The sequence below is a fragment of the Mycobacterium sp. 852014-52144_SCH5372336 genome (assembly GCF_001665615.1).
In the GTDB taxonomy this organism is placed as follows: domain Bacteria; phylum Actinomycetota; class Actinomycetes; order Mycobacteriales; family Mycobacteriaceae; genus Mycobacterium; species Mycobacterium neumannii_A.
Window position 1 is genome coordinate 67,140 of sequence record NZ_LZSW01000033.1, and the last position, 25,970, is coordinate 93,109.

24 protein-coding genes are annotated in these 25,970 nt (G+C 67.5%); 7 read left to right on the top strand and 17 right to left on the bottom strand.

The window, feature by feature from the left end; all coding sequences use genetic code 11:
- Positions 1-49 precede the first annotated feature (49 nt).
- Together A5759_RS06575 and A5759_RS06580 are read left to right on the top strand one after the other, a co-directional pair.
- Entirely contained in the window at positions 50-877 is an 828-nt protein-coding gene (locus tag A5759_RS06575; protein ID WP_068195362.1) for an acyl-ACP desaturase, read from the top strand.
- A gap of 220 nt (positions 878-1,097) precedes the next feature.
- Positions 1,098-2,411, top strand: a complete 1,314-nt coding sequence (locus A5759_RS06580) for a PhoH family protein (protein WP_068195648.1) — start codon at positions 1,098-1,100, stop codon at positions 2,409-2,411.
- A 6-nt stretch (positions 2,412-2,417) separates the two neighbouring features.
- Here the strand turns inward: A5759_RS06580 and A5759_RS06585 are convergent, their stop codons facing one another.
- The 5 genes from A5759_RS06585 to glpX all read right to left on the bottom strand — a co-directional run bounded on the left by A5759_RS06585 (position 2,418) and on the right by glpX (position 10,781).
- Complete coding sequence (locus A5759_RS06585) at positions 2,418-2,639, bottom strand: hypothetical protein (protein WP_068195364.1); 222 nt, start codon at positions 2,637-2,639, stop codon at positions 2,418-2,420.
- 77 nt (positions 2,640-2,716) lie between these two features.
- Positions 2,717-5,485, bottom strand: a complete 2,769-nt coding sequence (locus tag A5759_RS06590; RefSeq protein WP_066807926.1) for a LuxR family transcriptional regulator — start codon at positions 5,483-5,485, stop codon at positions 2,717-2,719.
- Between the two features lie 64 nt (positions 5,486-5,549).
- Positions 5,550-8,282 (bottom strand): AAA family ATPase, encoded by a 2,733-nt coding sequence (locus A5759_RS06595; protein WP_068195367.1) that lies wholly within the window; start codon positions 8,280-8,282, stop codon positions 5,550-5,552.
- A 22-nt stretch (positions 8,283-8,304) separates the two neighbouring features.
- On the bottom strand, positions 8,305-9,729 hold the full coding sequence (locus A5759_RS06600; RefSeq protein WP_064394969.1) for a class II fumarate hydratase: 1,425 nt from the start codon (positions 9,727-9,729) through the stop codon (positions 8,305-8,307).
- Positions 9,730-9,752: 23 nt separating this feature from the next.
- Positions 9,753-10,781, bottom strand: a complete 1,029-nt coding sequence (gene glpX / locus A5759_RS06605; protein WP_064394970.1) for a class II fructose-bisphosphatase — start codon at positions 10,779-10,781, stop codon at positions 9,753-9,755.
- A gap of 54 nt (positions 10,782-10,835) precedes the next feature.
- Between glpX and A5759_RS06610 the strand changes: the two genes are divergently transcribed.
- Positions 10,836-11,477 (top strand): DUF4245 domain-containing protein, encoded by a 642-nt coding sequence (locus tag A5759_RS06610; protein ID WP_066807934.1) that lies wholly within the window; start codon positions 10,836-10,838, stop codon positions 11,475-11,477.
- Positions 11,478-11,582: 105 nt separating this feature from the next.
- The gene (locus A5759_RS06615; protein ID WP_082962019.1) at positions 11,583-12,500 is read left to right on the top strand and encodes a dienelactone hydrolase family protein; all 918 of its coding nucleotides are present in this window, start codon (positions 11,583-11,585) and stop codon (positions 12,498-12,500) included.
- On the opposite strand, the gene A5759_RS06620 is transcribed toward A5759_RS06615, so the two are convergent.
- Genes A5759_RS06620 through A5759_RS06630 form a run of 3 tightly spaced genes read right to left on the bottom strand, consistent with a single transcriptional unit; the run spans position 12,481 to position 15,277 of the window.
- On the bottom strand, positions 12,481-13,668 hold the full coding sequence (locus A5759_RS06620) for an AI-2E family transporter (protein ID WP_064394973.1): 1,188 nt from the start codon (positions 13,666-13,668) through the stop codon (positions 12,481-12,483). The genes A5759_RS06615 and A5759_RS06620 overlap by 20 nt on opposite strands.
- An 11-nt stretch (positions 13,669-13,679) precedes the next feature.
- The gene (locus A5759_RS06625) at positions 13,680-14,504 is read right to left on the bottom strand and encodes an SDR family oxidoreductase (protein ID WP_064395002.1); all 825 of its coding nucleotides are present in this window, start codon (positions 14,502-14,504) and stop codon (positions 13,680-13,682) included.
- 2 nt (positions 14,505-14,506) lie between these two features.
- Positions 14,507-15,277, bottom strand: a complete 771-nt coding sequence (locus tag A5759_RS06630) for an SDR family NAD(P)-dependent oxidoreductase (protein ID WP_068195369.1) — start codon at positions 15,275-15,277, stop codon at positions 14,507-14,509.
- A 76-nt stretch (positions 15,278-15,353) separates the two neighbouring features.
- Between A5759_RS06630 and A5759_RS06635 the strand changes: the two genes are divergently transcribed.
- Positions 15,354-15,803 (top strand): SRPBCC family protein, encoded by a 450-nt coding sequence (locus A5759_RS06635; protein ID WP_197505979.1) that lies wholly within the window; start codon positions 15,354-15,356, stop codon positions 15,801-15,803.
- Between the two features lie 91 nt (positions 15,804-15,894).
- On the opposite strand, the gene A5759_RS06640 is transcribed toward A5759_RS06635, so the two are convergent.
- From A5759_RS06640 to A5759_RS06655, 4 genes are all read right to left on the bottom strand, one after another.
- Positions 15,895-16,770: a formylglycine-generating enzyme family protein gene (locus A5759_RS06640; RefSeq protein ID WP_064420126.1), complete on the bottom strand. Its 876-nt coding sequence runs from the start codon at positions 16,768-16,770 to the stop codon at positions 15,895-15,897.
- Positions 16,771-16,846: 76 nt separating this feature from the next.
- The gene (locus tag A5759_RS06645) at positions 16,847-17,725 is read right to left on the bottom strand and encodes an HAD family phosphatase (RefSeq protein ID WP_064420127.1); all 879 of its coding nucleotides are present in this window, start codon (positions 17,723-17,725) and stop codon (positions 16,847-16,849) included.
- A gap of 4 nt (positions 17,726-17,729) precedes the next feature.
- Positions 17,730-19,274 (bottom strand): arylsulfatase, encoded by a 1,545-nt coding sequence (locus A5759_RS06650; protein WP_064420128.1) that lies wholly within the window; start codon positions 19,272-19,274, stop codon positions 17,730-17,732.
- Between the two features lie 107 nt (positions 19,275-19,381).
- Positions 19,382-20,101 (bottom strand): alpha/beta fold hydrolase, encoded by a 720-nt coding sequence (locus A5759_RS06655; RefSeq protein ID WP_068195650.1) that lies wholly within the window; start codon positions 20,099-20,101, stop codon positions 19,382-19,384.
- A 95-nt stretch (positions 20,102-20,196) separates the two neighbouring features.
- On the opposite strand from A5759_RS06655, the gene A5759_RS06660 reads away from it, so the two are divergent.
- Complete coding sequence (locus A5759_RS06660) at positions 20,197-20,475, top strand: dsRBD fold-containing protein (RefSeq protein ID WP_064395004.1); 279 nt, start codon at positions 20,197-20,199, stop codon at positions 20,473-20,475.
- Between the two features lie 15 nt (positions 20,476-20,490).
- Here the strand turns inward: A5759_RS06660 and A5759_RS06665 are convergent, their stop codons facing one another.
- The 4 genes from A5759_RS06665 to A5759_RS06680 form a co-directional block, all read right to left on the bottom strand.
- The gene (locus A5759_RS06665) at positions 20,491-21,603 is read right to left on the bottom strand and encodes an NAD-dependent epimerase/dehydratase family protein (protein ID WP_068195375.1); all 1,113 of its coding nucleotides are present in this window, start codon (positions 21,601-21,603) and stop codon (positions 20,491-20,493) included.
- A 63-nt stretch (positions 21,604-21,666) separates the two neighbouring features.
- Positions 21,667-21,879 (bottom strand): exodeoxyribonuclease VII small subunit, encoded by a 213-nt coding sequence (locus A5759_RS06670; RefSeq protein WP_068195378.1) that lies wholly within the window; start codon positions 21,877-21,879, stop codon positions 21,667-21,669.
- Positions 21,866-23,113 (bottom strand): exodeoxyribonuclease VII large subunit, encoded by a 1,248-nt coding sequence (xseA, locus tag A5759_RS06675; RefSeq protein ID WP_068195382.1) that lies wholly within the window; start codon positions 23,111-23,113, stop codon positions 21,866-21,868. Before xseA ends, A5759_RS06670 begins: the two co-directional genes overlap by 14 nt.
- 22 nt (positions 23,114-23,135) lie before the next feature.
- Positions 23,136-23,705 carry a lipid droplet-associated protein gene (locus A5759_RS06680; RefSeq protein ID WP_068195385.1) on the bottom strand — a complete coding sequence of 190 codons (570 nt, stop codon included), beginning with the start codon at positions 23,703-23,705 and terminating at the stop codon, positions 23,136-23,138.
- Positions 23,706-23,778: 73 nt separating this feature from the next.
- On the opposite strand from A5759_RS06680, the gene A5759_RS06685 reads away from it, so the two are divergent.
- Positions 23,779-24,780 carry a 4-hydroxy-3-methylbut-2-enyl diphosphate reductase gene (locus tag A5759_RS06685; RefSeq protein WP_068195652.1) on the top strand — a complete coding sequence of 334 codons (1,002 nt, stop codon included), beginning with the start codon at positions 23,779-23,781 and terminating at the stop codon, positions 24,778-24,780.
- Positions 24,781-24,802: 22 nt separating this feature from the next.
- Here A5759_RS06685 and A5759_RS06690 read toward each other — a convergent pair whose 3' ends face one another.
- A complete protein-coding gene (locus tag A5759_RS06690; protein ID WP_068195388.1) occupies positions 24,803-25,930 on the bottom strand; it encodes a DUF6542 domain-containing protein in 1,128 nt (375 codons plus the stop codon).
- Between the last annotated feature and the right edge of the window lie 40 nt (positions 25,931-25,970).

The following is a 25,970-nucleotide window of genomic DNA, read 5'->3' on the forward strand; positions in this document are numbered from 1 at the left end:
GCCGGTCGGGAATTTTACGATTCCCACAGAATTGAGTTACTGTAACCGCATGGCACAGAAACCTGTACCGAATGCGCTGATCCTCGAACTCGAGCCGGTCGTGCAGCAGGAGCTGCGTCGTCACATCGACAGCGAGGATCTCTGGTACGCACACGACTATGTGCCGTTCGACCAGGGCGAGAACTTCGCCTTTCTCGGCGGTAAGGACTGGGACCCGTCGCAGGTGACCCTGCCCAAGGACGTCACCGACGCGCTCGAGATCCTGCTCATCACCAAGGACAACCTGGCCAGCTTCCACCGCGAGTTCGTCTTCAGCTTCATCCTCGAGGAGAAGTGGGGCCGTTGGATCGGCCGGTGGACCGCCGAGGAGCACCTGCACGCGATCGCGTTGCGCAACTACCTCGTCGTCACCCGGGAGATCGACCCGGCCGCCAACGAGGACGTCCGCGTCGAACACGTGATGAAGGGCTACCGTGCCGACACCTACAGCCAGGTCGAGCGGCTGGTGTTCATGGCCTTCTTCGAACGTGCCCACGCCGTCTTCTGCCGCAACCTCGAAGCCCAGATCACCGAGCCGGTGCTGGCGAACCTCATCGGCCGCATCGCCAAGGACGAGGAGCGGCACGAGGAGTTCTTCGCCAACCTGGTCGCCCACCTGCTGTCGACGAGCCGTGACGAAACCGTCGACGCCATCGCGCGACGCGCGGCCGAACTCGACGTCGTCGGCGGTGACATCGACGCGTACGCCGACAAGGTGCGCAACGTCGCCGAAGCCGGAATCTTCGGACCGGATCAGCTGCGTCAGGTGATCGCCGACCGGATCGCCGCGTGGGGGCTGACCGACGAGCCGAAGATGCGCGAGTTCACCTCCGCGTAACCGCGCGCTCATCGCCGCGGACGAGCAGCGGCGATCACTACGGCGCGCCTGCACGGCGCATGTGCCGCAACGGGAGTAGCGTCGTTTGCGATGGCTAGCGACGTGCTTTGCTGTCCGGGCGGTACCCGATCGTTGCGATCACGAGAGGGCCGGCCCCGGCCCTGGTGCCGCAGTGTCCGCCGACGGTTCGCGGGGGACCCGCGGATACCAGGAGCGCTACGTGATCGATTCGCCTCTCCGGACCTACGTGCTCGACACTTCTGTGCTGTTGTCAGATCCCTGGGCCTGCACGCGCTTTGCCGAGCATGAGGTCGTGGTCCCGCTGGTGGTCATCAGCGAACTCGAAGCCAAGCGGCACCATCATGAGCTGGGCTGGTTCGCGCGTCAGGCCCTGCGACTCTTCGACGATCTGCGGCTCGAACACGGTCGGCTCGATCAGCCGATTCCCGTTGGCACACAAGGCGGTACGCTGCACGTCGAGCTGAATCACAGCGACCCTTCGGTGCTGCCCGCCGGCTTCCGCACCGACAGCAACGATGCGCGGATCCTGACGGTCGCGGCCAACCTCGCCGCCGAGGGCAAGCACGTCACGTTGGTCAGCAAGGACATCCCGCTACGCGTGAAAGCCGGTGCGGTCGGGTTGTCGGCCGACGAGTACCACGCCCAGGACGTCATCACCTCCGGGTGGGCGGGTATGGCCGAGGTCGAGGTCGTCTCCGATGAGATCGACGTGCTGTTCGCCGAAGGCGAGATCGATCTGGAGTCGGCCCGAGATCTGCCGTGCCACACCGGCATTCGCCTGCTCGGTGGTACGTCGCACGCGCTCGGCCGGGTGACGCCGGAGAAGCGGGTGCAGTTGGTGCGCGGTGACCGGGAGGCGTTCGGGTTGCGCGGCCGCTCCGCCGAACAGCGGGTGGCACTGGATCTGTTGCTCGACGAGTCGGTCGGCATCGTTTCGCTCGGCGGTAAGGCCGGCACCGGCAAGTCGGCGCTGGCACTGTGCGCGGGACTGGAAGCCGTGCTGGAGCGCCGCACGCAACGCAAGGTCGTGGTGTTCCGTCCGCTCTACGCGGTCGGCGGGCAGGACCTGGGCTACCTGCCGGGCAGCGAGAGCGACAAGATGGGGCCCTGGGCGCAGGCGGTCTTCGACACGCTGGAAGGACTGGCCAGCCCGGCGGTGCTCGAGGAGGTGCTCTCGCGCGGCATGCTCGAGGTGCTGCCGCTGACCCACATCCGGGGGCGCTCGCTGCACGACTCGTTCGTGATCGTTGACGAGGCGCAGTCGCTAGAGCGCAACGTGCTGCTGACCGTGCTGTCGCGTCTCGGCGCCGGTTCCCGTGTGGTGTTGACCCACGATGTGGCACAGCGGGATAACCTGCGAGTCGGCAGGCATGACGGCGTCGCGGCCGTGATCGAGAAACTCAAGGGCCACCCCTTGTTCGCTCACATCACGCTGTTGCGCAGCGAGCGCTCACCGATCGCGGCGCTGGTGACCGAGATGCTCGAGGAGATCAGCCCCGGCGCGCTGCCGTGAACTCCGCTAGAGGCGGAGACGATTGCGACGGGCCAGGTACCAACCGGCGGCCGCCGCACCGCTGAGCGCCACCACCCGGTCCGCGCGATCGCCACGCGGCAGGTCCAGTAGCGAAACCAGGCCCAGCACCGCGAACCCGGTGTCCAGGGCCGGCTTGCTGGTGGCGGTCGTGACCAGGGTGTTGTCGCCGTGGTCGGTCAGCGTTGCGGGAGATTCGTCGAGACGCACCGGTTCTCCAGTCGATGGTGGCGGACAGCGTTACGACGGTAAGTCCTGTGACCCGACCGGAGGAATAGGGTGTTTCCCTATGTGTGGTCCCCTTTTTGGGGCCCGCTCGGCCGCCCGACATGTCGACCCAGTTCAGCCCGCGACTTGATTCCCAGCTTGCGGTAGATGCGCGCGAGGTTGGCTTCGACGGTCTTGGGGCTGATGAACAGCGCGGCCGCGACGTCCCGGTTCTTCATTCCGCTCGCCACGAGTTCTGCAACCCGTTGTTCGGACGGTGTCAGTTGCCCGCTGCGCTGAGGTCCGGCGCTCGCCCGCGAGAACTCCGCGCGGGACTTTGCCGCCCAGAGCGGGATGTTGAGATGCTCGAAGACCTCGAGGGCCTCCTGAAGATGTGCCGACGCCGATTCCTTCTTGCGTTGCCTGCGTTCAATCTGACCGAGGGTCAGCAGGGTCCGTGCGCGCTCGAACGGCATCGGCAGACGGCGATGGGTGGCCATCGCCCGCTGCGCAGCGTCGTGGGCGGCGTCGAGGTCGCCGCGCGCTGCCAGCAGCACGGCGCGCGATCGCGCACCGACCGCGAGCATCCAGTCCCGGTTCGTCCTGCGCCCGTTGTTCTCCAGCGCGGCGGTGAGCCGTTCCGCCTCATCGAGGCGGTCGAGATGGATCAGCGCCTCGATCGCGTCGGGCAGGTAGGCGGCATTGGGCAGTTCGGTCGGAGTGCTGTCGGGGTCGAACTGGAAGAGCATCGATTGCAGCGCGGCTGCCGCGGCTTCGTAGTCTCCCAGCGAGACCTCGAGAAACCCGAGGGTCGCCCGGACCCGGTCGGCCATGCGCAATGTGCCGGTCTGCCTTGCACATTCGAGGGCATCCTCGATCGCCCTGCGGGCGGTTTCCTCGTGGCCGGCGAACGCGGCCAGCTGGGCCCGCAAGCTCTGGGTCAGGAACTGCGAGGTGTTGCCCCCGAGTTGTCGGGCCTTCTCCACGGCGTCCTCGGCGACCAGGTTGGCCGTGACGAAGTCACCGCGCGCGATCGCGTTCGTCACCACGTGCTGGGAGACGAAGACGTGCTCGCCCTCCTCGCCCTTCTCCAGGCACCGCGCACAGATCTTGTCCACGACACCGCGCGCTTCGTCGAGCCGGCCGGTCCACTCCAGCAGCAGGGCTTGTTGCATGGTGGGCCGGAAGACCAGCGGTGTGTACGCCTCGGGGTCCTCGAGCTGCAGCGCGCGCTGCAAGGTCTCCTCGTCGTAACCGTGGCCGGCGGCGAACCGCAGTATGACCAGCATCCCCAGCGCGATGCTGAGCAGGTGCGGCTGGTCGAGGGGCTCGGCGTTCGCGACGGCCTGCGCGGCGGTGTCCAGGCCCTGCTGCAATTGGTTGGCGTGAAAAAGCGTGTACGACAACGTGATCAAGGTCTGAACGCGCAGCGCGTGGTTGTCGTGCGCCTCGTCGAGGGCCTCGCGAAGCAGCCGAGCGCTCTCGATGAATCCGTCCCCGTACAGGCGCACCACCGCCAGTCGGCTCAACGCTTCGGCGCGCAGCGCACCGGTGGGCAGCTGTTCGATGGCTTCGGCGAGGACGGCCGCCGCGCGTTCCTGTTCTCCGGCGTCGAAGTGGTGCAGTGCCGAGCGAAGCCGCCGCTCCGCGGTATCGCCGCCGAGGCTGATGGCCAGGTCCATCAGTTCGGCCGCCGCCGCGGGCGCACCGCGCATCCGCGCCGATTCTGCCGCCCTGTCGAGGGCATCCAGCGTGACCTCGTCGCCTTTGGTGGCCGCCAGCGCCAGATGTCGGGCCCGAAGTTCGGGTTCGTCGACGATCTCGGCGAGCCGACGGTGCATCGACCGGCGGCGGCCGGGGGACGCCTCGGTGTAGACCCCGCTGGCCAGCAACGGATGTGCGAACCGGATCCGGTTGCCGTCGATAGCGATGATGCCCTTGCTCTCGGCGATCTCGAGCAGTTCGACCAGCCGGTCCTCGTCGTTCGTCGTCGCCTTCGATACGAGCTCGACCGTCGGTGCGGCAAGGCACGAGGCGGCCAGCAGGGCGTCGTGGACATCGGTGTCGAGGCTGCCGAGCCTCGTGCGCACCACCTCGGTCAGGGTGCGAGGCAGCGACGCGTCGATGCCCGGGGCCCGTTCATCGAGGGAACGGGCCAATTCGATTGCGTAGAACGGGTTCCCGCCCGACACCTGGTGGATCCGGCCGATGGTGGGGCGTGAGAAGGGTCGTCGCAGCCGTGTGGAGACCGCCCGATGCAGATCCTGGACGTTCAACGGGCGCAGCCGGATTCGATTCACCGCGTCGGGGCGCGATAACTGCAGCCAGTCGTCTACCGCACGGTCGTCGGATTCGGTACGCAGGCTGGCCAGTAGACCGGTACGCCCCGTGAGTCTGCGCACCGCGAAGGCGAACACGTGCTTGCTCGACGGGTCGAGCCACTGCAAATCGTCGATGGCCAGCAGGACGGGGCGGTCCTCGCTGAGCCGTTCGACCACCGAAAGGAACGCGGCGGCCACGGCACGCTGATCGGTCACCGCGTCGTTGTCCGCGCGCAGCAGCACCTGGTCGACCGCGAGGAGTTGCGGCGTCGGCAGGTCGGCCCACGCGCGCGTGTCGGCCTCCTCGAGCAGGTCGGCCAGCGCTGTGTAGGCGAGCACCGACTCCGCGGCCGCCGGTCGGGTCGACAGGACGTGAAATCCGCGCTGTTGCGCCTGCTCGACCGCGGCCAGCCACAGCGTGGTCTTGCCGATCCCGGGTTCACCGTCGATCAGTAGGGCCGACGGGCCCAGCGCCATCGCGTCCAGGAAGGCAGCGACGGCGTGCTGATGTGTCGACTGGCCGATCACGGTATCCCCTGGGTCCCCTCGCGTCTCCCAAGAATTGCAGCTGAGCCGGAAACGGGCGACACCTCTATACCCCTCGGCGGCCGGACTGACCCATAACCCGGGTTAGTTCGGCCCGGGACCGGATGTCGAGCTTGCGGTACACCCGCGCAAGGGTGGCCTCGACGGTCTTTGCGCTGAGAAAGAGTTCACCGGCCACGTCGCGATTCGTCAGGCCGACGGCGGCCAGCTCGGCGATGCGCAACTCGGCGGCGGTCAACGCGTCCGGCCTCGACGCGGCGGAACGGAGTTCGTCTCGCGAGGATTTCGCACGCTCCGCCCATACCGGCGTGCCGATGGCCTCGAACGTCACCAGCGCCTCGTTCAGCGTCGAAGCGGCCTGCCGGTCGCGCAGTCTGGCCTGCAACTGCCCGAGCAGCAGCTGGGTACGAGCGCGTTCGAACGGCATCGCCAACCGGTGATGGTCCTCGAGCGCGCGGCGCGCACAGCTCGCGGCGTCGCGCAGATCGCCCTCGGCCGCGTGAAGCATGGCGCGGCACCGCCCGCCCACCGCCAGCATCCACGCCCGGTCGAGGCGACGGCCGTTGCGTTCCAGTGCGGCCACCAGCGGTTCCGCTTCGGTCGCGCGGCCCAGCTCGACCAGTGCCTCCACCGCATCGGGTATGAACTCCGCGGCTTGAATCTCGGTGGACTCCGGTGCGAATCGCGACACCAGCGGGTCGAGGAACTCCATTGCCGCACCGTAGTTTCCGAGTGATACCTCGAGAAATCCGAGCGCCGACAGCGCCCAGTCCTCGTGCCACGCGGTGCCGCTGCGTCGGCAGGCATCGATCGCGTCCGCCGCGGCCAGGCGGGCCTTGCTCTCTGCGCCGTCGTAGGCGGCCAGCCAGGCCTGTAGCACCAGGCTGAGCATCGCGGGGAACTCGCCACCGAGTTGCCTTGCGAGAGCAGAAACTTCGTGGGCCACCCGCTTGGCCTCGGGGAAGTCCGCGCGCCAGATCCGGGTCAACGCGACGTAGAAGTCGACGAAGACGACTTCGCCTTCCTCGCCGCGGTCGGTGCAGCGGCGCGAGATCTCCCGCATGCGCTCATAGGCGGTGTCGAGGTCACCGGTGCAGGCCAGCATCAAAGCGTCTTCGACGCTCGGCCGCAGCATGATCGGCGTGAAGGTTTCGGTGTCTTCGAGTTCGAGGGCGCGGCGCATGCTCGCATCGTCCACGCCGCCGCCGAGGAAGAACTGGATCGTCGCCCGGACCCCGAGTGCGAGGCTGAGCAGGCCGGGGATACCGACCTGTTCGGTGTAGGCCACCGACTCCTCGGCCCGGAGCCAGGCCGACGCATGGTCACCGGTCATGTAGAGGCCGTACGCCAACGTGGTCAGCATGACCGCCTTCGCCGGGCCCTCGGTCGCGTCCTCGAGCGCCGTCGTGAGCAGTTCGACCGCTTCGGTGTAGCCGTCGTCGACGAACCGCACGACCGCGAGCATGTGCCGCGCTTCAGCGCGTATCGGTCCCGGCGCCAGATCGCCGACCACCCCCTCCAGCAGCGCGCGTGCCCTGGACGGATCCCCGCCGTCAAAGCAGTACGCCGCCAACCGCATTCGTCGCTCGGCGGTATCACCGCCAAGTGCGATGGCGAGCTCGATCAACTCCGCGGCGGCGACGGGCGCACCTCGCGCGTGAGCGGAGGTCGCCGCCCGCTCGAGCGCGCTGACAGTGGCGTCGTCACCGACGGTCGCGGCGAGCGCCAGGTGGCGTGCCTGCAATTCGGGCTCGTCGACGAAGCCGGCGAGCCTGTGGTGCATCCGCCTGCGGTCCTCGGCGGCGACGCCGGTATACACACCGGTGGCCAGTAGCGGGTGGGTGAACCGGATCCGGCTGCCCTCGATGACGACGACGCCGCGCTGTTCGGCGGTCTCGAGCAACTCGACCGCCCGCTCGTGTTCGGTGCCGACTGCGGCGGCCACCAGATCGACCGAGGGGTTGGCCACCGAGGCGGCGGCCAGGAGTGCGTCCATCGTCTCGGGATTCAGTCCGCTGAGCCGGGCTTCCACCACGGCGGCCAGCGTGTCCGGCAGCGGAACTTCCGGCCTGCCGTCGGCGACCTTGGCCAGTTCGATCGCATAGAAGGGATTGCCACCGGAGATCTGGTGGATGCGGGCCAGCTTCGCACGCGGCAGCGGATGCTCGAGGTGTTGTGTGACCACGGCGTGGAGCATGCGGGACGTCAACGGCTGCAGTGAGATTCGTTGGGTGGCATCCGGGCGCCGCAGCTGCAGCCAGGTGTAGCCCTCTGTGCCGTCGGTGCGCAGGGTGCCCAGCACGCCCACCGGCCCGGAGAGCCGACGTGCGGTGTAGGACAACACATGCGAGCTGGACGGGTCGACGCACTGCACGTCGTCGATCGCCAGCAGCAGCGGTCGTCGGGAAGCGAGGCCCTCGACGACCGACAGGAATGCCGCCGCGACGGCGCGCCGGTCGGTGGGTGCGGCATCGGCGCCGTCGTCGCGGCGGATCCGTTCGATGGCGCTGCGCTGGGCGGCGGGCAGGTCACCGAACTCGGCGGCGTCGACGTCGGCGAGCAGTTCGGTCAACGTCGCGTAGGCGAGCACCGATTCGGTGCTCGGGTTCCTGGCCGACAGCACACGGAAACCACGGCTGCGGGCGCGCTCGGACGTCGCCTGCCACAGCGTGGTCTTACCGATCCCGGGCTCGCCCTCGATCAACAGAGCCGACGGCGCATGCGAAGCGGACTGGAGGAAGTCCGCTACCGCCTTCTCCTCTTCCGGTCGGTCCGCCAGGTACGACGGAGAACGAAAGCCCTTAGCGCTCGTCGTCTTTCACCTTGGCCATCGCCAACACGTCGAGGCGCTTGTCCAGTTCCTCCTCGGACAGCTTGTCGCCGATCAGGCCTCGATCGATGACGGTCTGACGGATGGTCTTCTTCTCCTTGAGCGCCTGCTTGGCGACCGCGGCGGCCTCTTCGTAGCCGATCGCCGAGTTCAGCGGCGTGACGATCGACGGTGACGACTCGGCCAGCTCGCGGAGCCGCTCCTCGTTGGCCACCAGGCCGTCGATGCAGCGCTCGGCGAACAACTTCGACGAGTTGGTCAGGATCTTGAACGACTCGAGGATGTTGCGGGCCATCATCGGGATGTACACGTTCAGCTCGAAGGCGCCGTTGCCGCCGCCCCACGCGATCGCGGCGTCGTTACCGATCACCTGCGCGGCCACCTGCGTGATGGCCTCGGGAATGACCGGGTTCACCTTGCCCGGCATGATCGAGCTGCCCGGCTGAAGATCGGGCAACTGAAGCTCGCCGAGCCCGGTCAGCGGTCCCGAGCCCATCCACCGGATGTCGTTGGCGATCTTGGTCAGCGACACGGCGATGGTGCGCAGCGCGCCCGAGGCCTCGACCAGCCCGTCGCGGGCCGCCTGAGCCTCGAAATGGTTGGCGGCAACCTGTAATTCGGCCAGGCCGGTCTGCTCGCGCAGCACGGCGACGACACGCTCGTCGAAGTCGTCAGGCGCGTTGAGGCCGGTGCCCACCGCGGTGCCGCCGATGGCCAGTTCGCCGAGCCTCGGGAGCGTGGCCTTCACCCGCTCTATGCCGGCTTCGACCTGGCGGGCATAGCCGCTGAACTCCTGGCCCAGCGTCACCGGCACGGCGTCCATCAGGTGGGTGCGCCCGGACTTGACGACGGTACGCCACTGCCGCGCCTTGGTGGCCAGCGACTCGTGCAGTACCTCGAGTGCCGGGATCAGGTGGCGCACAGCGGCTTCGGTCGCAGCGATGTGGGTTGCGGTCGGGAAGGTGTCGTTCGACGACTGCGACATGTTGACATCGTCGTTGGGGTGCACGGTCACGCCGTTGCGCCCCGCGATGCCGGCGATCACCTCGTTGGTGTTCATGTTCGAGCTGGTGCCCGAACCGGTTTGGAACACGTCGATGGGGAATTGGTCGTCGTGCTGACCGTCGGCGATCTCACCGGCCGCGGCGATGATCGCGTCGGCCTTGTCCGCCGCGAGCAGGCCGAGGTCCTTGTTGACCTGTGCGCAGGCACCTTTCAGCAATCCCAGCGCCCGGATCTGGGTGCGCTCGAGGCCGCGGCCGGAGATCGGGAAGTTCTCCACCGCGCGCTGAGTCTGCGCGCGCCACAGCGCGTTGACCGGCACCCGGACCTCGCCCATGGTGTCGTGCTCGATGCGGTACTCGGTCTCGGCTGCGCTGTCGGAGTCGACGCTCATGAATGTCCTTACTTCTCTTGTGATTACGGCAGCGGGTAGACGGCGTTGGTGTCGCCGGTGAAGTCGATCGCGGAGTACTCGCTGAGTTTGGACAGCCGGTGGTACGCCTCGATCATCCGAACGGTGCCCGATTTCGAGCGCATCACGATCGACTGCGTGGTGCACCCGCCGCTGTAGAAGTGCACGCCCTTGAGCAGGTCACCGTCGGTGACGCCGGTGGCGCAGAAAAAGACGTTGTCGCCGGAGACCAGATCCTCGGTGGTCAGCACGCGGTCGAGGTCGTGGCCGCGGTCGATGGCCTTCTGCCGTTCCTCGTCGTCCTTGGGCGCCAACTGGCCCTGGATGGCGCCGCCCATGCACCGGATCGCGGCCGCGGCGATGATCCCTTCCGGCGTGCCGCCGATACCGGCCAACATGTCGGTGCTGGTGTTGGGGCGGCACGCCGAGATCGCGCCTGCGACGTCGCCGTCGGTGATCAGCCGGCACCGCGCGCCGGCCTCCCGCACATCGGCGATCAACTGCTGATGGCGCGGCCGGTCCAGGATGCACACGGTCAGATCGGAGACCGACACGTTCTTCGCCTTGGCCACCCGGCGGATGTTCTCCCCGATCGGGGCGGTGATGTCGATCGCGTCGACGGCCTCGGGTCCGACCGCGATCTTGCTCATGTAGAACACCGCCGACGGGTCGAACATGGTGCCGCGCTCGGAGACCGCCAGCACCGAGATGGCGTTGGAAAGGCCTTTACTCATCAGCGTGGTGCCGTCGATGGGGTCCACGGCGAAGTCGCATTCCGGTCCGTCCCCGTTGCCGACCTCTTCGCCGTTGTAGAGCATCGGCGCGTTGTCCTTCTCGCCCTCGCCGATCACCACCACGCCGCGCATCGACACCGAGTTGACCAGCTCGCGCATGGCGTCGACGGCCGCCCCGTCGCCGCCCTCCTTGTCACCGCGGCCCACCCAGCGGCCTGCGGCCATGGCGCCTGCCTCGGTTACTCGGACGAGCTCGAGCGCGAGATTTCGATCTGGGGCTTCACCACGGGTCGGACTCATGGCCCAGATTGTCCCATTAGCCGGTCCGCGTTCGGGAGCTGGGATACTGGCGGAGTGACCTCGCAACCGGCTCCTGCACCCAAGCCCGCCAAGTCGAGGCTGTTGCATGACGGCCGGGACATGTTCTGGTCGATGGCCCCGTTGGTGCTCGCCTGCATCGTGCTGGCCGGGATGCTGGGGATGTGCTCGTTCCAGGGCGCGGGGCCCGGCGCCGGTCCGGTCCCGTCCTTCGACGCCCCCGCGGCGTTACGTGCCGATGCCGAGGCGCTGAAGATCCCGATCCGGATCCCGCAACTGCCCGAGGGCTGGCAGTCGAACTCGGGTAGCCGCAACGGCATCGAGGCCGGTCGCACGGACCCCACGGGGCAGACCCTGCGTGCCGTCAGCTCCACCGTCGGTTATCTCGCACCCAGCGGGATGTATGTGAGCCTGACCCAGAGCAATGCCGACGAGGAGAAGCTGGTCTCCTCGCTCGACTCCGATGTCGTGCCCACCGGGGTTCAGGACGTCGACGGTGTGATTTGGGTGGTCTACGGCGGCGACGACGACGGCAAGCCCGCCGAACCGGTGTGGACGACGCGTCTGGCCGGCCCCACCGGGCCGGCGCAGATAGCGCTGACCGGCGCCGCGGATACCGGCGACTTTCGTACGCTTGCGGCGGCGACGCAGACCGCGGCGCCCCTGCCGGTCCCGTAGGAGCACGATTGACTCGTTCGACGAGATTGCACCCACGCAGACCGCGTCCCGCACTTTCTCTGCATGGTTTCAATCTCGCGTAACGAGCGAACTGGAGAAGCGCCCATGACCGCACCGGACCCCGATGTCGCCGCCGGGGCGGCTCCGGAAGCCGATGTCGCCGCCGGGGCGGCTCCGGACCCTGATGTCGCCGCCGGGGCGGCTCCGGACCCTGATGTCGCCGCCGGGGCGGCTCCGGAAGCCGACCTCACCGGGTGGGCCCCCGCGCCCTTCACCGCGGCCGGTTACACCCACGACGTCTACCGCAAGGGCGAGGGCCCCGGTGTGGTGCTCATCCCCGAGATGCCCGGCGTGCACCCCGGCGTCCTTGCGCTCGGCAATCACCTCGTGGAGTCCGGGTTCACCGTCGCGATTCCGTCGTTGTTCGGCACGCCCGGTGCGCCGCCGATGCGCCCGGGCATGGTGCCGGTCATGCTGCGCGGGTGCGTGGCCAAGGAATTCGCCGCATTCGCCACCAACGCCGACCGCCCCGTCGCGCACTACCTGCGCGCACTGGCCCGCGACCTCAACGCGCAGACGCCGGGCAAGGGGGTCGGAGTCATCGGCCAGTGCTTCACCGGCGGCTTCGCCCTGGCCGCCGCCGTCGACGACAGCGTTCTCGCGCCGGTGCTGAGCCAGCCGTCGCTGCCGTTGCCGCTGACACCGAAGCAGCGCAGAGACCCTGGCCTGTCCGAGGCCGAGCTGAAGGTCGTCGAGCGCCGCGCCGCCGACGAAGGGTTGTGCGCGCTGGGTTTGCGTTTCAGCAAGGATCCGCTGGTGCCTGCGGAGCGCTTCAAAACGCTCAAGGACCGGCTCGGCGACGCGTTCGAGGTGATCGAGATCGACTCGGGCAAGGGCAACGAACACGGCTTCGGCGCGATGGCTCACTCGGTGTTGACGTTGGAACTGCGTCACCAGGAAGGGCATCCGACCGACGCGGCCCTCAAGCGCGTGGTCGCGTTCCTCAGGGAGCGGCTGGTTTAGGTTTCGGGTCGGCTGGGGTTTTGGCCCGCGCCTCCTTGATGCGACGGCCCAACCACCAGAACGGGTTTCGGCGTTTGGGTTTCTCGTCGGCCGAGTCGGGCCTGCGCATCGGCACGCCCTTGTACTCCTCGAGGTAGACGCTGATCGTGGTGACGATGACGATCATCAGCACCGGTCCGATCACGATGCCCCACGCGCCGAACATGCTGATTCCGGCGAACACGGCGAGCAGCATCAGCGCGGCGTCCAGACGGGCCTCGCGCGGCACCAGGATGGGCCGCAGGAAGTTGTCGATGTTGGTGACCACGATCAGGTGGAACAGGATCACGAACGCGCCGCCGAAGATGTTGCCGAACAGGATCATTCCGATACCGAACGGGATCGTGACGATACCGCTGCCCAACGGGATGACCGACAGCGCCGACAGCAGCACCGCGAACAAGAAGAAACCCTGATGGAAGCCCGCCAGGTAGATCGACGCGGCCCCCGCGACGCCCTGGCACACCGCGATGACGAACTGGCCCATCACGGTGCCCTTCACCATCGCGCCCATCTTCTCCATGTAGACGTCGGTGATCCCCTCGCCGAGGGGGTTGAGCTGGCGGATTATCGCCACCACGCGTTCGCGGTTCGTCAGTAGCGACACGAACACGTACACGAACAGGATCATGGCGGTGACGGCGCCGAACAGGCCGCCGGCGGCGCCCTGCAGCAGGCCGAGCAACCACTGGCCGGCCTCCTGAGCGACCCGAGCCATCGAACTCTGCAGCGACTCCGGGGTGACCGTGGTGTCGATGTAAGGCACGCGGCGCAACAGGTCGTTGACGAACTGGAGCGCCCGATCGCCGAGCGCGGACAGGTCGGTGCGGCCGACCCACTCGGCCACCCGCTCCACCATGGTCGAGATCTGCACGACCGCGAGCGTGACGAACAGGCTCAGCGGCACGATCACCGCGGCGAATGCGGCGAGCAAGGTCAGCGTCGCCGACAGCCCCCGGCCCATCTTCTTGTTGAGCCACGCGTACAGCGGTGAGAACAGGTAGGCGCCCACCGCTGCCACCACTATGAGGATGAAGAAGCCGCGCAGGAAGTACGCGCCGAACGCGACCGCGATGACCGTCGCAACTGCCAGCGCACGACGTTGCGGCAGCGAGAACTCGGTACTCATTGCCGCTATGTCTACAGCGTGTCGGACCTGGCTTGCGCTTGTTTGGCGCGTTGGTCGGCGATGAACCGCATCGACACCCGGTTCATCAGGGTCGGCGCGAGACGCGCAAACATCCACTGGGCATGCGCGACGCGAGGTTTGACCAGGATCGGCTTGTTCTTCTCGACCGCGCGCAGCACGTCGCGGGCCAACCGGTCCGCGTCATAGGGCTTGCCGCCCTGGGCCTGCAGGAAGTAATCGCGGCCGACGAAACCGCCGACCGAACCCTTGTCGAGGATCGGCGTCTCGACGGCAGCGGGGCACACCGCGAGCACCCCGACGCCGCGTGCGGCAGCCTCCGAGCGCAGCGCCAGGCTGAGCCCTACGACCGCGTGCTTGGTCATCACGTAGCTGGTGACCTGCCCGGCCGCCGTCAGCCCCGCCATCGACGCGGTGTTGACGATGTGGCCGTGCCCCTGGCGCACCATCAACGGATAGGCCGCCGCCACCCCGTGCACCACGCCGCGGATGTTGACGTCGATGATCGCGTTCCACTGGTCCAGGGTCAGCAGTTCGGTGTCGCCGCCCCAGACGATCCCGGCGTTGTTGAACATCAGGTCTAAACGTCCGGCCCGGTTCACCACATCGTCGACGGCGGCCTGTACCGCCGCGGAGTCGGTCACGTCGAGGCGGGCGGCGCGGGCCCTACCGCCGAAACCGGCCGCGGTGCGTTCGGCCGCGTCGCCGTCGACGTCGGTGCACACCACCTCGGCGCCCGCGTCGACCAGTGCTCGGCACAGTGCGGCGCCGATACCGGAACCGCCGCCGGTGACCAGGGCCTGTTTGCCACTGAACATCTTCACGTCGCGAGCCTCATGACGTGCCCCATCACATCGGGATAGCGCTTCATGTGTGCACCGCCGTTGAGGTCGAGCACCTCGCCGGTCAGCCACGACGCCTTCGGCGAGCACAGAAACAGCACCGCTTCGGCGATGTCCTCGGGCGTGCCCGCGCGGCCCAGCGCGGTGTTCTCGACGTACTCCTCGACGACGCCGGGGACGGCCGCCGCCGGCGCGGTCAACGGCGTGTGCACGAAGCCGGGTGCGACGGCGTTCACGCGGATGCCGCGTGGCCCCCACTCGAGCGCGGCGACCTGGGTGAGCATCGACAGCCCCGCCTTGGCGGCGCAGTAGGCGCTCATCCCCGCGGCGGGCTGGCGCCCGTTGAGCGAGCTGATCGACACCAGAGCGCCGCCCTCGCGCAGCACCCGGCCTGCGTGCTTGGCGACGATGAACGCCCCGTTGAGGCAGACGTCGATGACCGCTCGGAAGTCCTCCACGGCGAGGTCGGTGATCATCCCGACGTTGCTGAACCCCGCGCAGTTGACGACGACGTCCAGCGGCCCGGTTTGGTCGAACAGCGCATGCACGGAGGCCTCGTCGGTGACCTCGACGTGCGCGGCGGTGTGCGGGTCGCCCAGTTCGGCAGCGTGTTGGCGGGCGCCGTCGACGTCGCGGTCGGCAAGCGTGACGCGGTCGCCTTCCGCGGCCAGTGCGCGCGCCGTCGCCAATCCGATGCCCGACGCCGCGCCGATCACCACCGTTTCCCTGGCAGACGGCCCGTTGCTCATACAGTTGCCCTTTCGACGGAGTAGAACGTGTTTCAACTTAGCGCTTTGACACACTCGACCGGTGAGCGATCTGAAGATGAGCGAGTCGATTCACGTGGCCGCAGACCCGCACCGGTTGTATGAAATGGTGTCGGACGTGACGCGGATAGGCGAGTGGAGTCCGATCTGCCGCGCCTGCTGGTGGGACGAGGGCGACGGTCCGCGGGTCGGCGCATGGTTCACCGGCCGCAACGAGACACCCGAACGCACATGGGAGACCCGCTCGCAGGTCGTCGCGGCCGAACCCGGGCGCGAGTTCGCGTGGGAGGTCAACGACGGCTGGGTGTACTGGGGCTACCGCTTCGAGCCGGTCGACGGCGGAACACGGCTCACCGAATCCTGGGAGCTTCTTCCCAAGGGCGTCAATGGGTTTCGTGAGCGGTTCGGGGCGACGGCCGACGCGGAGATCGACAAGCGCCGCGAAGCCGCCCGCACCGGGATTCCTGCGACGCTGGCGGCGATCAAGGCCGCAGCCGAAACCGGTTGATTCGCCCGGGGGATGCTTCCGCGTCGACTTCTGCAGCAGGGTTGTCTACGCGGCGATTTCACAACCCTCACGCAGAAATGGATGGAGCCAGTCAGCGTTTGACGCAGCGAAACCCGATGTGGCTCATCCCCGTGTCGACGGGCTGGGGCCGGCGCGCCGCAGGGCGGTAGCGGCGGCAGTAGGAGTCGGCGCATAGGAAGGAACCGCCCTTCACCACTCGGCGCGGCACACGGAATTGTGGCTGCTGCGGGTCGTAACTGTCCTCTGCGCAACAAGCTGATTGTGACGGGTCCTCGGCATACCAGTCGGTCGTCCATTCCCAGACATTGCCCGCCATGTCGAACAGACCGTAGCCGTTGGGCGGGAACGTACCCACGGATGTCGTTCGGCCATAGCCTTTTTCCGGCCGCCACGGAAAGTCGCCGTGCCAGTAGTTGGCCAGCGGTCGTCCGGGTTGTTCGGGCTCGTCACCCCAGGTGAACTCCGCGCCGTGCAGTCCGCCCCGTGCTGCCGTCTCCCATTCGGTCTCGGTCGGCAGCGCCATTTCCGCCCACTCCGCGTACGCCTCGGCGTCCTCGTAGGCCACATGTGCGACGGGGTGGTCGGAGCGTCTACCGATGGACGACAGCGGTCCGACAGGATGACGCCACGAGGCGCCCGGTGTCCACGTCCACCACTGACCGAGGTGACGTAGGTCGACCGGACCCGGTGTACGGGTGAAGACCATTGATCCCGGCTCGAGATTCTCCCGCGGGGCGCCCGGATAATCGGCGGGGTTCAACGGACGTTCCGCAACCGTGAGATACCCGGTGGCGGAGACGAACTCGGTGAACTGGTCGTTGGTGACCTGACGCGCCATCATCCAGAACCCCTCGACATCGACCTGACGTACCGGTGCCTCCTCCGGGTAATGGCAGTCGGAGCCGAGCACGGCGGTCTGCGCCGGGATCCATACGAGCTCGGTCATCACCCCTCCGGCTTCTGTTGTGCAACCAGATCGCGAACTAGCGGCTGGACAGCGGCGAGCGCGATCTGGACGCACACTAGGCGAAGACCCTGGTCCAGTCGTTGCGCATACTGACGACGATCCAGCCGTCGCTGTCGGCCCGCGCGAGGGCCTTCTCAGCACCGGCGGTGTAGGCGAACTCGCGATCGGGGTCGTCGTGCAGGACGAGCAATCGAAGCCCGCGGGCGAACTCGAGCATCTCGATGTCGCCGTTGGAGTTCCCGGCGGCAAGAATCGGTCGGCGGCCCGTACGCCCCCAGATTCGTACCGGTTTCACCGGCCCGTCGTCCAGAAATTCCGGCCGACTCGTGGTGCGCAGATCGCCATCGGAGAAGTCGAGACCCACCGAGCTGCCGATGACCCGCTCCGGTGGTATGCCGTAGAGCGCTTCGGTCACCGGCCGCATGAAGTCGCGACCACCGCCCGAGGCGATATAGGTGGTGAATTCCTTGTCCTCCAGGTACCGCAACAGCTCGATCATCGGGGTGTACCCGCATGCCGTGTACGGCCGACGCAGTGTCGGGTGTTCGGCGGTGGCGAAGAATGCCTTCACCCGATTCGCGTGCTCTTCGACCGTCAACCCCGCGAAGGCCGAGAGTATGCCGTCGGCAAGGTACTTCAGCTCTGAGTCGTCGCCGTTGTAGTGCCTGGTGACCGCGTCGCCGAACCATCCGAGGTCTCCGGCCGCGGCGGCACGGTACGGCTGCCGGTCGGCGAGTTCCGGGTCGGCGCGGGCTTGTTCGGCCAGGCGACGCACGAGGAAATCGAGTTGGATGTATGCCGGTTTCTCGCACCACAGCGTTCCGTCGTTGTCGAAGACCGCTACGCGTTCCTGGACGGGAACGACGTCGAGGGCGTGCTCGACGAAGTCGACGATCGCCGACTTGGCGGGCCCGTCGTTCCACGACTCGAGCATCGAGTCAGCGGCCGACCGACTCGAGGAAATCGTTGAGCTTCTCCACCGCGTCGCCGATAGTGAACGATGCGGGTTCGCGCCGCGGCGGGAACTCCTTGAACGTCTCCAGGAACTGGGTGACCACCGCATTGGCCATGAACGCGATGTAGTCGTGGTCGAAGAACCAGTCCCAGTAGGTATTGGACGTGACGTCGGCGTGTTCGAACGGATCGGTGCGCAGGTTGAAGATCTTCGGCGCGCGCAGCGGGGTGAAAGGTTCGAACCAGATCTGTAGCGTGCCTTGGCAACGCTGCTCCATGAAGACGATCTTCCAGTTTTCGATCCGGACGCCCAGGACATCGCAATCGTCGGAGAAGTAGACCAATCCGCGCCGCGGGCTCTTGTCCACCTCGCCGGTCAGGTAGGGCAGCAGGTTGAAGCCGTCGATGTGCACCCGATAGGTCTGGTCGCCGATTGCGTGGCCCTGTTTGAGTTTTTCGACGACGTCGGATTGACCGGCGGCGGCCAGGAAAGTCGGCAGCCAGTCGTGGTGCTGGATGATCTCGTTGGACACCATCCCGGCTGGAATCCTGCCCGGCCAGCGGATCATCTCCGGCACGCGGAAGGCACCCTCCCAGTTCGTGTTCTTCTCGCTGCGGAACGGTGTGGTGGCGCCGTCGGGCCAGGTGTTGGCGTGCGGGCCGTTGTCGGTCGAATAGATGACGATGGTGTCGTCGGTGATGCCCAGTTCATCGACTGCATCGAGCAGCTGCCCCACATTGCGGTCATGGTCGATCATCGTGTCGTGGTAGCCCGATTGCCAACGCCCGGCCTGCCCGAGGCTTTCCGGCTTCGTATGTGTGCGGAAATGCATATGGGTGGTGTTCATCCACGCGAAAAACGGCTTGCCCGCCTGGTGCTGGCGCTTGATGAAATCGATGCATGCCCCAACGGTCTCGTCGTCGACGGTCTCCATCCGTTTCTTGGTCAGCGGCCCGGTGTCCTCGATGCGCTGCTTACCCACTGGACCGAACCGCTCGTCGACTTCGTCGGAGGCCTCTTCGGTGGCCCACGACTTGATCACCCCGCGCGGCAGGAAGGCCTTGCGTAGCAGCGGCGCCTCCTCGACGGTCGGGTAGTCGGGGTGCTCGGGTTCCTCCTCGGCGTTGAGGTGGTACAGGTTGCCGAAGAACTCGTCGAACCCGTGCGCAGTCGGAAGGTACTTGTTCAGGTCGCCGAGGTGGTTCTTGCCGAACTGGCCGGTGGCGTAGCCCAGTGGTTTCAACAACGTGGCGATCGTCGGATCATCCGGTGACATCCCGACGTCCACCCCCGGCATACCGACCTTGCTCAACCCGGTGCGGTAAACGCTTTGTCCCGTAATGAAAGACGAGCGACCCGCCGTGCAGCTTTGCTCGCCATACGAATCGGTGAATCGCATACCCTCGTTCGCGATGCGGTCGATGTTGGGGGTGCGGTAACCCATCAGACCGTCGCTGTAGCAACTGAGGTTCGTGATCCCGATGTCGTCACCCCAGATGACCAGAATGTTCGGCTGCCCGTTCGGCATGGCGACTCCTTCACCACTGAGCCCCTAGTCGCACGATAGGACGGCGGTATCCGAGTCGTGGCGATTCGGCCAACGTCGACCGGCAAAATCTGCCAGGCGACGCTTGGTCAGCTCCCCTCGACGGTGGCGATGTGCGCGCGCACCAGCGCAGGATAACGCTCGCGGTCGGGACGGAAGATGTCGTGCGGTGAGTCGGCGAAGACATGCAGCGAAGCCTTGGGGAGCAGCTCCCGATAACGGTCCCAGGCGGCGTCGGAGATCAGCGGGCTGTTCGGGCTGCGTACCACCAGTAGGGGTGGCTGCCATCGCGCCAGCGGATCCCAGAACGACTGCTTGCGCGCAGCGCGGAAGATGGCCTCCCCGGCGGCTCGGTTCAGCCGTTCGTGCACCGGCGTGCCACGCCACCGGCCGTCGAGCAGGAACGTGGAGACCTCTTCGGGCAGCGTGATCTCCTCGGGAACGTAGTCGCCGATCGAGATGGAGCTGACCCGTCGGCGATGCGCGAGCGCCCAGGTCAGCGCGTAGGGGGTGCCTCGGGAGAACGTCATCAGGTGGACGGGACCGTCGGTGACCGCGTCGATCACGGCGCCGACGTCGCCGCCGAGAACGGTTGATTCATAACCGCTTTCGGGCGCACTGCTGCGTCCATGCCCGCGTAAGTCGACGACCACCGTCCGTCGGCCGAACAGCGGCAGCACCTCGACGTAGTCGTCGGCGACGTCGGTGAAGCCGGGTACGAAGACGACAGGCGCTCCGCGGTCGGGCCCTCCGGAGTCGAGGTAGTGCAGACGCGCGCCAGCGTTGGTTGTGAACCGTGACTCGACCATCACCACCACCATGCCCGGTCCTCGCTCCCAGCGCGGGCCAAACGCCTGCGAAGCGTCGACGGAAGGAGCACGCTGGTAGCTGGAAGGTGATCTGTATGTACGACAAAGTTCAAGACAACGCCTGGCGCATCGACATCGAGTTCAACGAGGACGAGACGCACACTCACGCGACGGTGTGTGCCACGCGCGACGACGGCGAAACGGTGACCGCCCAGGGCGACGCCTACCGCAACCCGAAGGATTCGGTGCAGCCGCTGGTCGGGGAGGAGATCGCCGCGGCCAGAGGGCTGATCGCGCTGGGCGCCGAACTGCTGCAGCGCGCGTCGTCACGAATCGAGCAGACCACGCATCAGCCGGTCCACCTCGTCCACTGACCTAGTGAGCGACCGTCAGCCCTCCGGCGGGGCGGACGCCGCGACGCTGACCGGCGGCTCCTTCGACGCGTTCTTCATCTGGTGGAAGAGGTCGACGTAATACGGTAGGCACTCGGCCATCGCCTGGTCCGTGGTGAACAGCGGCCGGTATCCCAGGTCGCGTTCGGCCTTGGCGATCGAGAAGTAGTTGTCGAGGTAAAGGCGTTCCACCCCAAGGGGTTCGATCATCGGTTTGGGTATTCCGAACCGGAAATGCAACCACTGCCATGCGGTCATCGCGAACCACACCAACCGGCCCGGCACGCGGATCTTCGGGTAGCGCTCGCCACACGCCTCTACGACGGGCCTCGAGAACTCGAACATGTTGATCGGGTCGCCGTCGTTGATGAAGTACGCCTGCCCGGGGGCGGTGCCGCCCGGGACGAGGTGCTCGGCGGCGAGGATAAAACCGTGAATCAGGTTGTGCACGTACGAATTGTCGAGCTTGACGTTCTTGCCGCCGACGAGAACCTTGACGTGTCCGGCCAGCACGCTCTCGAACACTTTGCGGAACATGGTCTGATCTCCGCGGCCCCAGATACCGCTGGGGCGGATCGAGCAAGTGAGCAGACCGTCGACTCCGTTGGCGGCCAGCACGAACTTCTCCGCGGCGACCTTCGTCTCGGTGTAGAGGTCGTTGAATCGCTCTGTGTAGGGCAGGGTCTCGTCGCCGCCGGAGATGCGTTTGCCACCCATGACGACGCTGTTCGACGCGGTGTAGACGAAGCGCTTGGCACCGGCGGCGCGGGCGGCGCGCACGAGGGTTTCGGTGCCTGTGACATTGATCGCGAAGCTGCGCTTGCGGTACTCGTCGGTGACCGACGCGCCGCCCATCAGATCGATGATCGCCGCGGTGTGGAACACGGTGTCGATGCCGGCGACCGCGGCCGCGACCTGGTCGGGGTCGCAGATGTCGCCTTCGACGGCCTCGAGGCCGGGTTGCGCAGGAAGCGGCGAGGGGGCCCGGTCGAAGGAGCGGACCTCGTGTCCGCGCTTGAGCAGTTCGGTCACCAGGTTGGCGCCGACGAATCCCGAGCCTCCCGTGACGAGGACCCGGCCCAGTTCGGTGGTCAGCGTTGAGTCACCCATGGCGAGCAGACTAACTGAAACGTGTTACAGTTTCGACCCCTCGGAGAAGAAAACGTTGCGCTGTCAACTTTCGTCGCCGTCGTTGGCGGCCAGTGCCTCCTCGATGCGCTTGCGGGCGCCAGCTAAGTGCTCTTCACAGCGTTTAGCCAGCTCCTCACCGCGTTCCCACAGTTTCAGCGACGTATCCAAGTCGAGGCCCCCCTGCTCGAGTTGCTGGACGACCGCGACCAACTCTTCACGCGCTTCCTCGTATCCCAGTTCACTAATAGGCTTCATCTTCTGCCCCTTCCGGCCCCTCGCTGATCGCGGTGATCGCCCCGTCCGCCACCCGGACCCGCAGCCGCACACCGCTGGCGGCGTCCGCAGTGGTGCGCAACACCTGGGCGTCGGGCATCGTCTGCACCACGGCATAGCCGCGCGCCAGGGTCGCCGCAGGGCCCAGTGTGCTCAGCCGTGCCGACAGATGCCCGATGCGATCGGTCTCGGTGGCCACCAGCCGGGTGACGTCGCGGCGTGCGGTCGCGCGCAGACGGTCGACCTCGTCGGCGCGCGCGGTGATCGCCGCCAGCGGCTGCGCGAGCACCGGCCTGCTGCGTAACTGATCGAGGGCATGTTCCTCACGGTGCACCCAGTTGCGCAGCGCGCGGCCACCTCGACGGCACAGATCGGTGATGTAGGCCTGTTCGGCGGCCGCGTCGGGAACGATGCGCTTGGCGGCGTCGGTCGGCGTCGCGGCGCGCAGATCGGCGACCAGGTCGCACAGCGGGTTGTCGGGTTCGTGTCCGATCGCGCTGACCACCGGTGTGGTGCACTTGACGATCTCGCGGCACAGCGTCTCGTCGTAGAAGGGCAGCAGGTCTTCGACGCTGCCACCGCCGCGGGCGATGACGATCACGTCGACGTCGGGGTCGGCGTCCAGTCCCCGCAGCGCCTCGACCACCTGCGGGACCGTGTTGGGGCCCTGCACGGCGGTGTTGCGGACTGCGAAGCGCACGGCGGGCCAGCGGCCGGTGGCCACCGAGATCACGTCGTGTTCGGCGTGGCTGCCGCGGCTGGTGATCAGCCCGATCGTGTTCGGCAGGAACGGAATCGGCCGCTTGAGCCGCGGGTCGAAGAGTCCCTCGGCGTGCAACAGCTGGCGCAGGCGTTCGATACGCGCCAACAGCTCGCCCACACCCACCGCGCGAATCTGGTTGACTCGCAACGAGAACGAGCCCCGACCGACGAAGAAGTTCGGCCGTCCCAGCATGACCACCCGGGTGCCCTCGGTGAGTTTCACCGGCGCGTTGAGCACCAGCTCGCGTGGGCAGGTGATCGACAGCGACATGTCGACCGACGGGTCGCGCAGCGTGATGTAGGCGGTGCTGGAGTTCGGCCGCGTCGAGAGCTGGGCGACCTGCCCTTCGACCCAGACCGTGCCCAGCCGTTCGATCCAGTCCTTGATCTTCATCGACACGGAGCGCACCGGAAACGGGTTCTCCGGCGACTGGCCCTGCTCGGCGTCGGTCATCTTCGGGGCCCCGCCGGCGTGCTCACTTGGCTGACGCGCGGGTGATCCTGTTGGCAAGCAGCGTCTGGAACGGGGCACGGCCCTTGGTGGCTTCCTCGTAGGCCAGCAGCGCCTCGAGGTCGGCCACGCGCAGCGTGTTCAGCCGCGCGCGCAGCTGAGCCAGCGTCAGCGACTCGTAGTCGAGTTCGGTGACGATCTCGGGGGCCTCGCCGATCGCCAGGCCGGCATCTTCGCCGTCTTGTTCGGGCGTCGACTGCGGCTCACCGTTGCTGAACAGCGCGAAGCGGCCCTCGGTCATGCGTTCGCCGTCGCTCGAGGCGGCCGAACTCGGCGCCTCGAAGTCGTCGTCGTCTTCGTCGAAGGTGGCCCACTCGGGCTGCTCGTCCTTGGGCGGGAAGATCGTCTCCAGCGTCTCGTCACCCTTGTTGACCAGGTCGGCGACGTCCTGCTGCACCTTCATCACCAGGTGCGCGAGGCTACTGACGACGGTCATCGGGTACATCAGGATGGTCTGGGGCAGCTTGCGGGTTTCCTCGATGGCGGTTACCGCCGCGCCAACCAGCAGACGGACCCCATACGGTGCGGTTGCCATGGTCACAGCCTACGGGCGGCTTCTCGGCTGGGACGAACGGCCTTGGAACGGCACTGTGCGTACCCTGGTAGCCATGCCGCCGACAATCAACATGGGGATTCCGGGCGCCTCGAGCTCGGTCGCCGGTGGCGTGACCGGGAAACGCGTACTGCTGGCCGAACCGCGCGGGTACTGCGCGGGAGTCGATCGCGCCGTCGAGACCGTCGAGCGTGCGCTGGAGAAGCACGGCGCCCCGGTCTACGTGCGCCACGAGATCGTGCACAACCGCCACGTCGTAGAAACGTTGGCCAAGGCCGGAGCCGTCTTCGTCGACGAGACCGACGAGGTGCCCGAGGGCGCGATCGTGGTGTTCTCCGCGCACGGCGTGGCCCCGACCGTGCACCAGACCGCCAAGGAGCGCGACCTCAAGGTCATCGATGCGACCTGCCCGCTGGTCACCAAGGTCCACAACGAGGCCAAGCGATTCGCCAGGGACGACTACGACATCCTGTTGATCGGCCACGAGGGCCACGAGGAGGTCATCGGGACCGCCGGCGAGGCGCCCGACCACGTCCAGCTCGTCGACGGACCGGATTCGGTCGACAACGTCACCGTGCGTGACGAGAGCAAGGTCATCTGGCTGTCGCAGACCACGCTGAGCGTGGACGAGACGATGGAGACGGTGCGTCGGCTGCGGGAGAAGTTCCCGACCCTGCAGGACCCACCCAGCGATGACATCTGTTACGCCACCCAGAACCGCCAGGTGGCCGTCAAGGCGATGGCCCCGGAGTGCGAGCTGGTGATCGTCGTCGGCTCGCGGAACTCGTCGAACTCGGTGCGCCTGGTCGAGGTGGCCTTGGGCGCCGGTTCGGACGCCGCTCACCTGGTCGACTACGCCGACGACATCGACCCCGCGTGGCTCGAGGGCGTGACGACGGTCGGCATCACGTCCGGCGCGTCGGTGCCGGAGATCCTGGTGCGCGGCGTCCTGGAGCGGCTGGCCGAGTACGGCTACGACATGGTGCAGCCGGTGACGACGGCCAACGAGACACTCGTGTTCGCGTTGCCTCGGGAGATCCGCCCCGCCCGCGCGTGACGCTCGTCGAGCGCGCCCGAGACTAGATGTCGTACTCCCAGGAGTCGGCCTCCGAGCCGCGGGGAGCGCGGCGGCGGGTGCGGTATTCCGCGCGGTCGTCGGCTTCCTCGCCGCGGTAGCGCACCCGGGAGATCGGATGGTGGGTCCCGTTGCCTGACCCGTTGTTGCTGCCGTTTCGGCCGTGCGGCTCGCGAGGCTGGTAGTCGTCGAAGCGACGGCGGCGCTCGGGCCGGTCCGCTGTCCGGTCCTGACTCCTGCGGTCGTAGCCGGCGCGGCGTTCGGACGGCGGAGGACCCGGCTGACGCGGGTTCGACGTGCGCGGTCTGCGCCGGGGCTCGGGCCCCGGCGGCGGCTCGGCGTGCCTGCCGGAGCGAGCGCGTCGAGGACGTTCGGCGATCGGCTCGATGATCTCGGTGGCAGGAGGGCGCACATGGCGCGACCGTGACGTCGTGCTGCGCCGGGCCGGCCGGCCGCTGCGATCTGCGTGCGCCCTGCTGGTTCGCGACGACGTACGGTCCGCGCGGGCGGTCCGGCTCGCGTTGTCGGGGCGCTTGCGGCGCGGCCGGGGGGCAACCTCGTCGTCCTCGTCACGTGGCGTGCGGGCGAACAGCGGCGAGATCTTGGCCGCCGCTGCCGTGACCGCTGCCGTGACGGCCGCGGCCAATGCGGGCTCTTTCGCCTCGCTGTCCTCGGAGGTGGCCGGAGATGTGCGGCGTGTTGACATCCCGATGTACCAGCGGCACAAACCGATCAGCAGCACGGCCGCCGACGTGAAGAACATCAGGGGGAAGCGCTCGATCAGCGGATAGCCGCAATTGATCGCCAGGTCCTTCACCCCGGTGAACTGGCCGCCGGTGAGCAGGAAGTAGGCGCCGGGCACGCTGACGAACAACAGCAGCGGCGGCTGGATGACGGCGGTGAACACGGCTTGCTGGCGGACCGCCAGCACGGCCGCGAGGCAGCCGAGGACGTAGAACGCCGCGAACACGGAGCTGAGTTCTCGGCTGCCCGATCCGGCGTCGAACGCGAACCCGACCGTCGTCAGGGTGACCGCGATCAGCACGCCGCCCCACCCGGGCACACCGGGAAAGTTGGGATGCGCGGAGCGGTGGTCGGCGCCGACGGCCGACCGCGCGCGCTGTGCTGACACAGGTAGACCGTACCGGCTCTGGCTCCGTGTGGCTGTCAGC

Coding starts and splice junctions, on each gene's coding strand:
- glpX (WP_064394970.1), bottom strand. CDS start 10,781: ATGAGTCCGACCCGTGGTGAAGCCCCAGATCGAAATCTCGCGCTCGAG.
- A5759_RS06600 (WP_064394969.1), bottom strand. CDS start 9,729: ATGAGCGTCGACTCCGACAGCGCAGCCGAGACCGAGTACCGCATCGAG.
- A5759_RS06635 (WP_197505979.1), top strand. CDS start 15,354: ATGAGCGAGTCGATTCACGTGGCCGCAGACCCGCACCGGTTGTATGAA.
- A5759_RS06665 (WP_068195375.1), bottom strand. CDS start 21,603: ATGGGTGACTCAACGCTGACCACCGAACTGGGCCGGGTCCTCGTCACG.
- A5759_RS06660 (WP_064395004.1), top strand. CDS start 20,197: ATGTACGACAAAGTTCAAGACAACGCCTGGCGCATCGACATCGAGTTC.
- A5759_RS06620 (WP_064394973.1), bottom strand. CDS start 13,668: ATGAGTACCGAGTTCTCGCTGCCGCAACGTCGTGCGCTGGCAGTTGCG.
- xseA (WP_068195382.1), bottom strand. CDS start 23,113: ATGACCGACGCCGAGCAGGGCCAGTCGCCGGAGAACCCGTTTCCGGTG.
- A5759_RS06680 (WP_068195385.1), bottom strand. CDS start 23,705: ATGGCAACCGCACCGTATGGGGTCCGTCTGCTGGTTGGCGCGGCGGTA.
- A5759_RS06640 (WP_064420126.1), bottom strand. CDS start 16,770: ATGACCGAGCTCGTATGGATCCCGGCGCAGACCGCCGTGCTCGGCTCC.
- A5759_RS06615 (WP_082962019.1), top strand. CDS start 11,583: ATGACCGCACCGGACCCCGATGTCGCCGCCGGGGCGGCTCCGGAAGCC.
- A5759_RS06685 (WP_068195652.1), top strand. CDS start 23,779: ATGCCGCCGACAATCAACATGGGGATTCCGGGCGCCTCGAGCTCGGTC.
- A5759_RS06630 (WP_068195369.1), bottom strand. CDS start 15,277: ATGAGCAACGGGCCGTCTGCCAGGGAAACGGTGGTGATCGGCGCGGCG.
- A5759_RS06670 (WP_068195378.1), bottom strand. CDS start 21,879: ATGAAGCCTATTAGTGAACTGGGATACGAGGAAGCGCGTGAAGAGTTG.
- A5759_RS06650 (WP_064420128.1), bottom strand. CDS start 19,274: ATGCCGAACGGGCAGCCGAACATTCTGGTCATCTGGGGTGACGACATC.
- A5759_RS06655 (WP_068195650.1), bottom strand. CDS start 20,101: ATGGTCGAGTCACGGTTCACAACCAACGCTGGCGCGCGTCTGCACTAC.
- A5759_RS06575 (WP_068195362.1), top strand. CDS start 50: ATGGCACAGAAACCTGTACCGAATGCGCTGATCCTCGAACTCGAGCCG.
- A5759_RS06625 (WP_064395002.1), bottom strand. CDS start 14,504: ATGTTCAGTGGCAAACAGGCCCTGGTCACCGGCGGCGGTTCCGGTATC.
- A5759_RS06645 (WP_064420127.1), bottom strand. CDS start 17,725: ATGCTCGAGTCGTGGAACGACGGGCCCGCCAAGTCGGCGATCGTCGAC.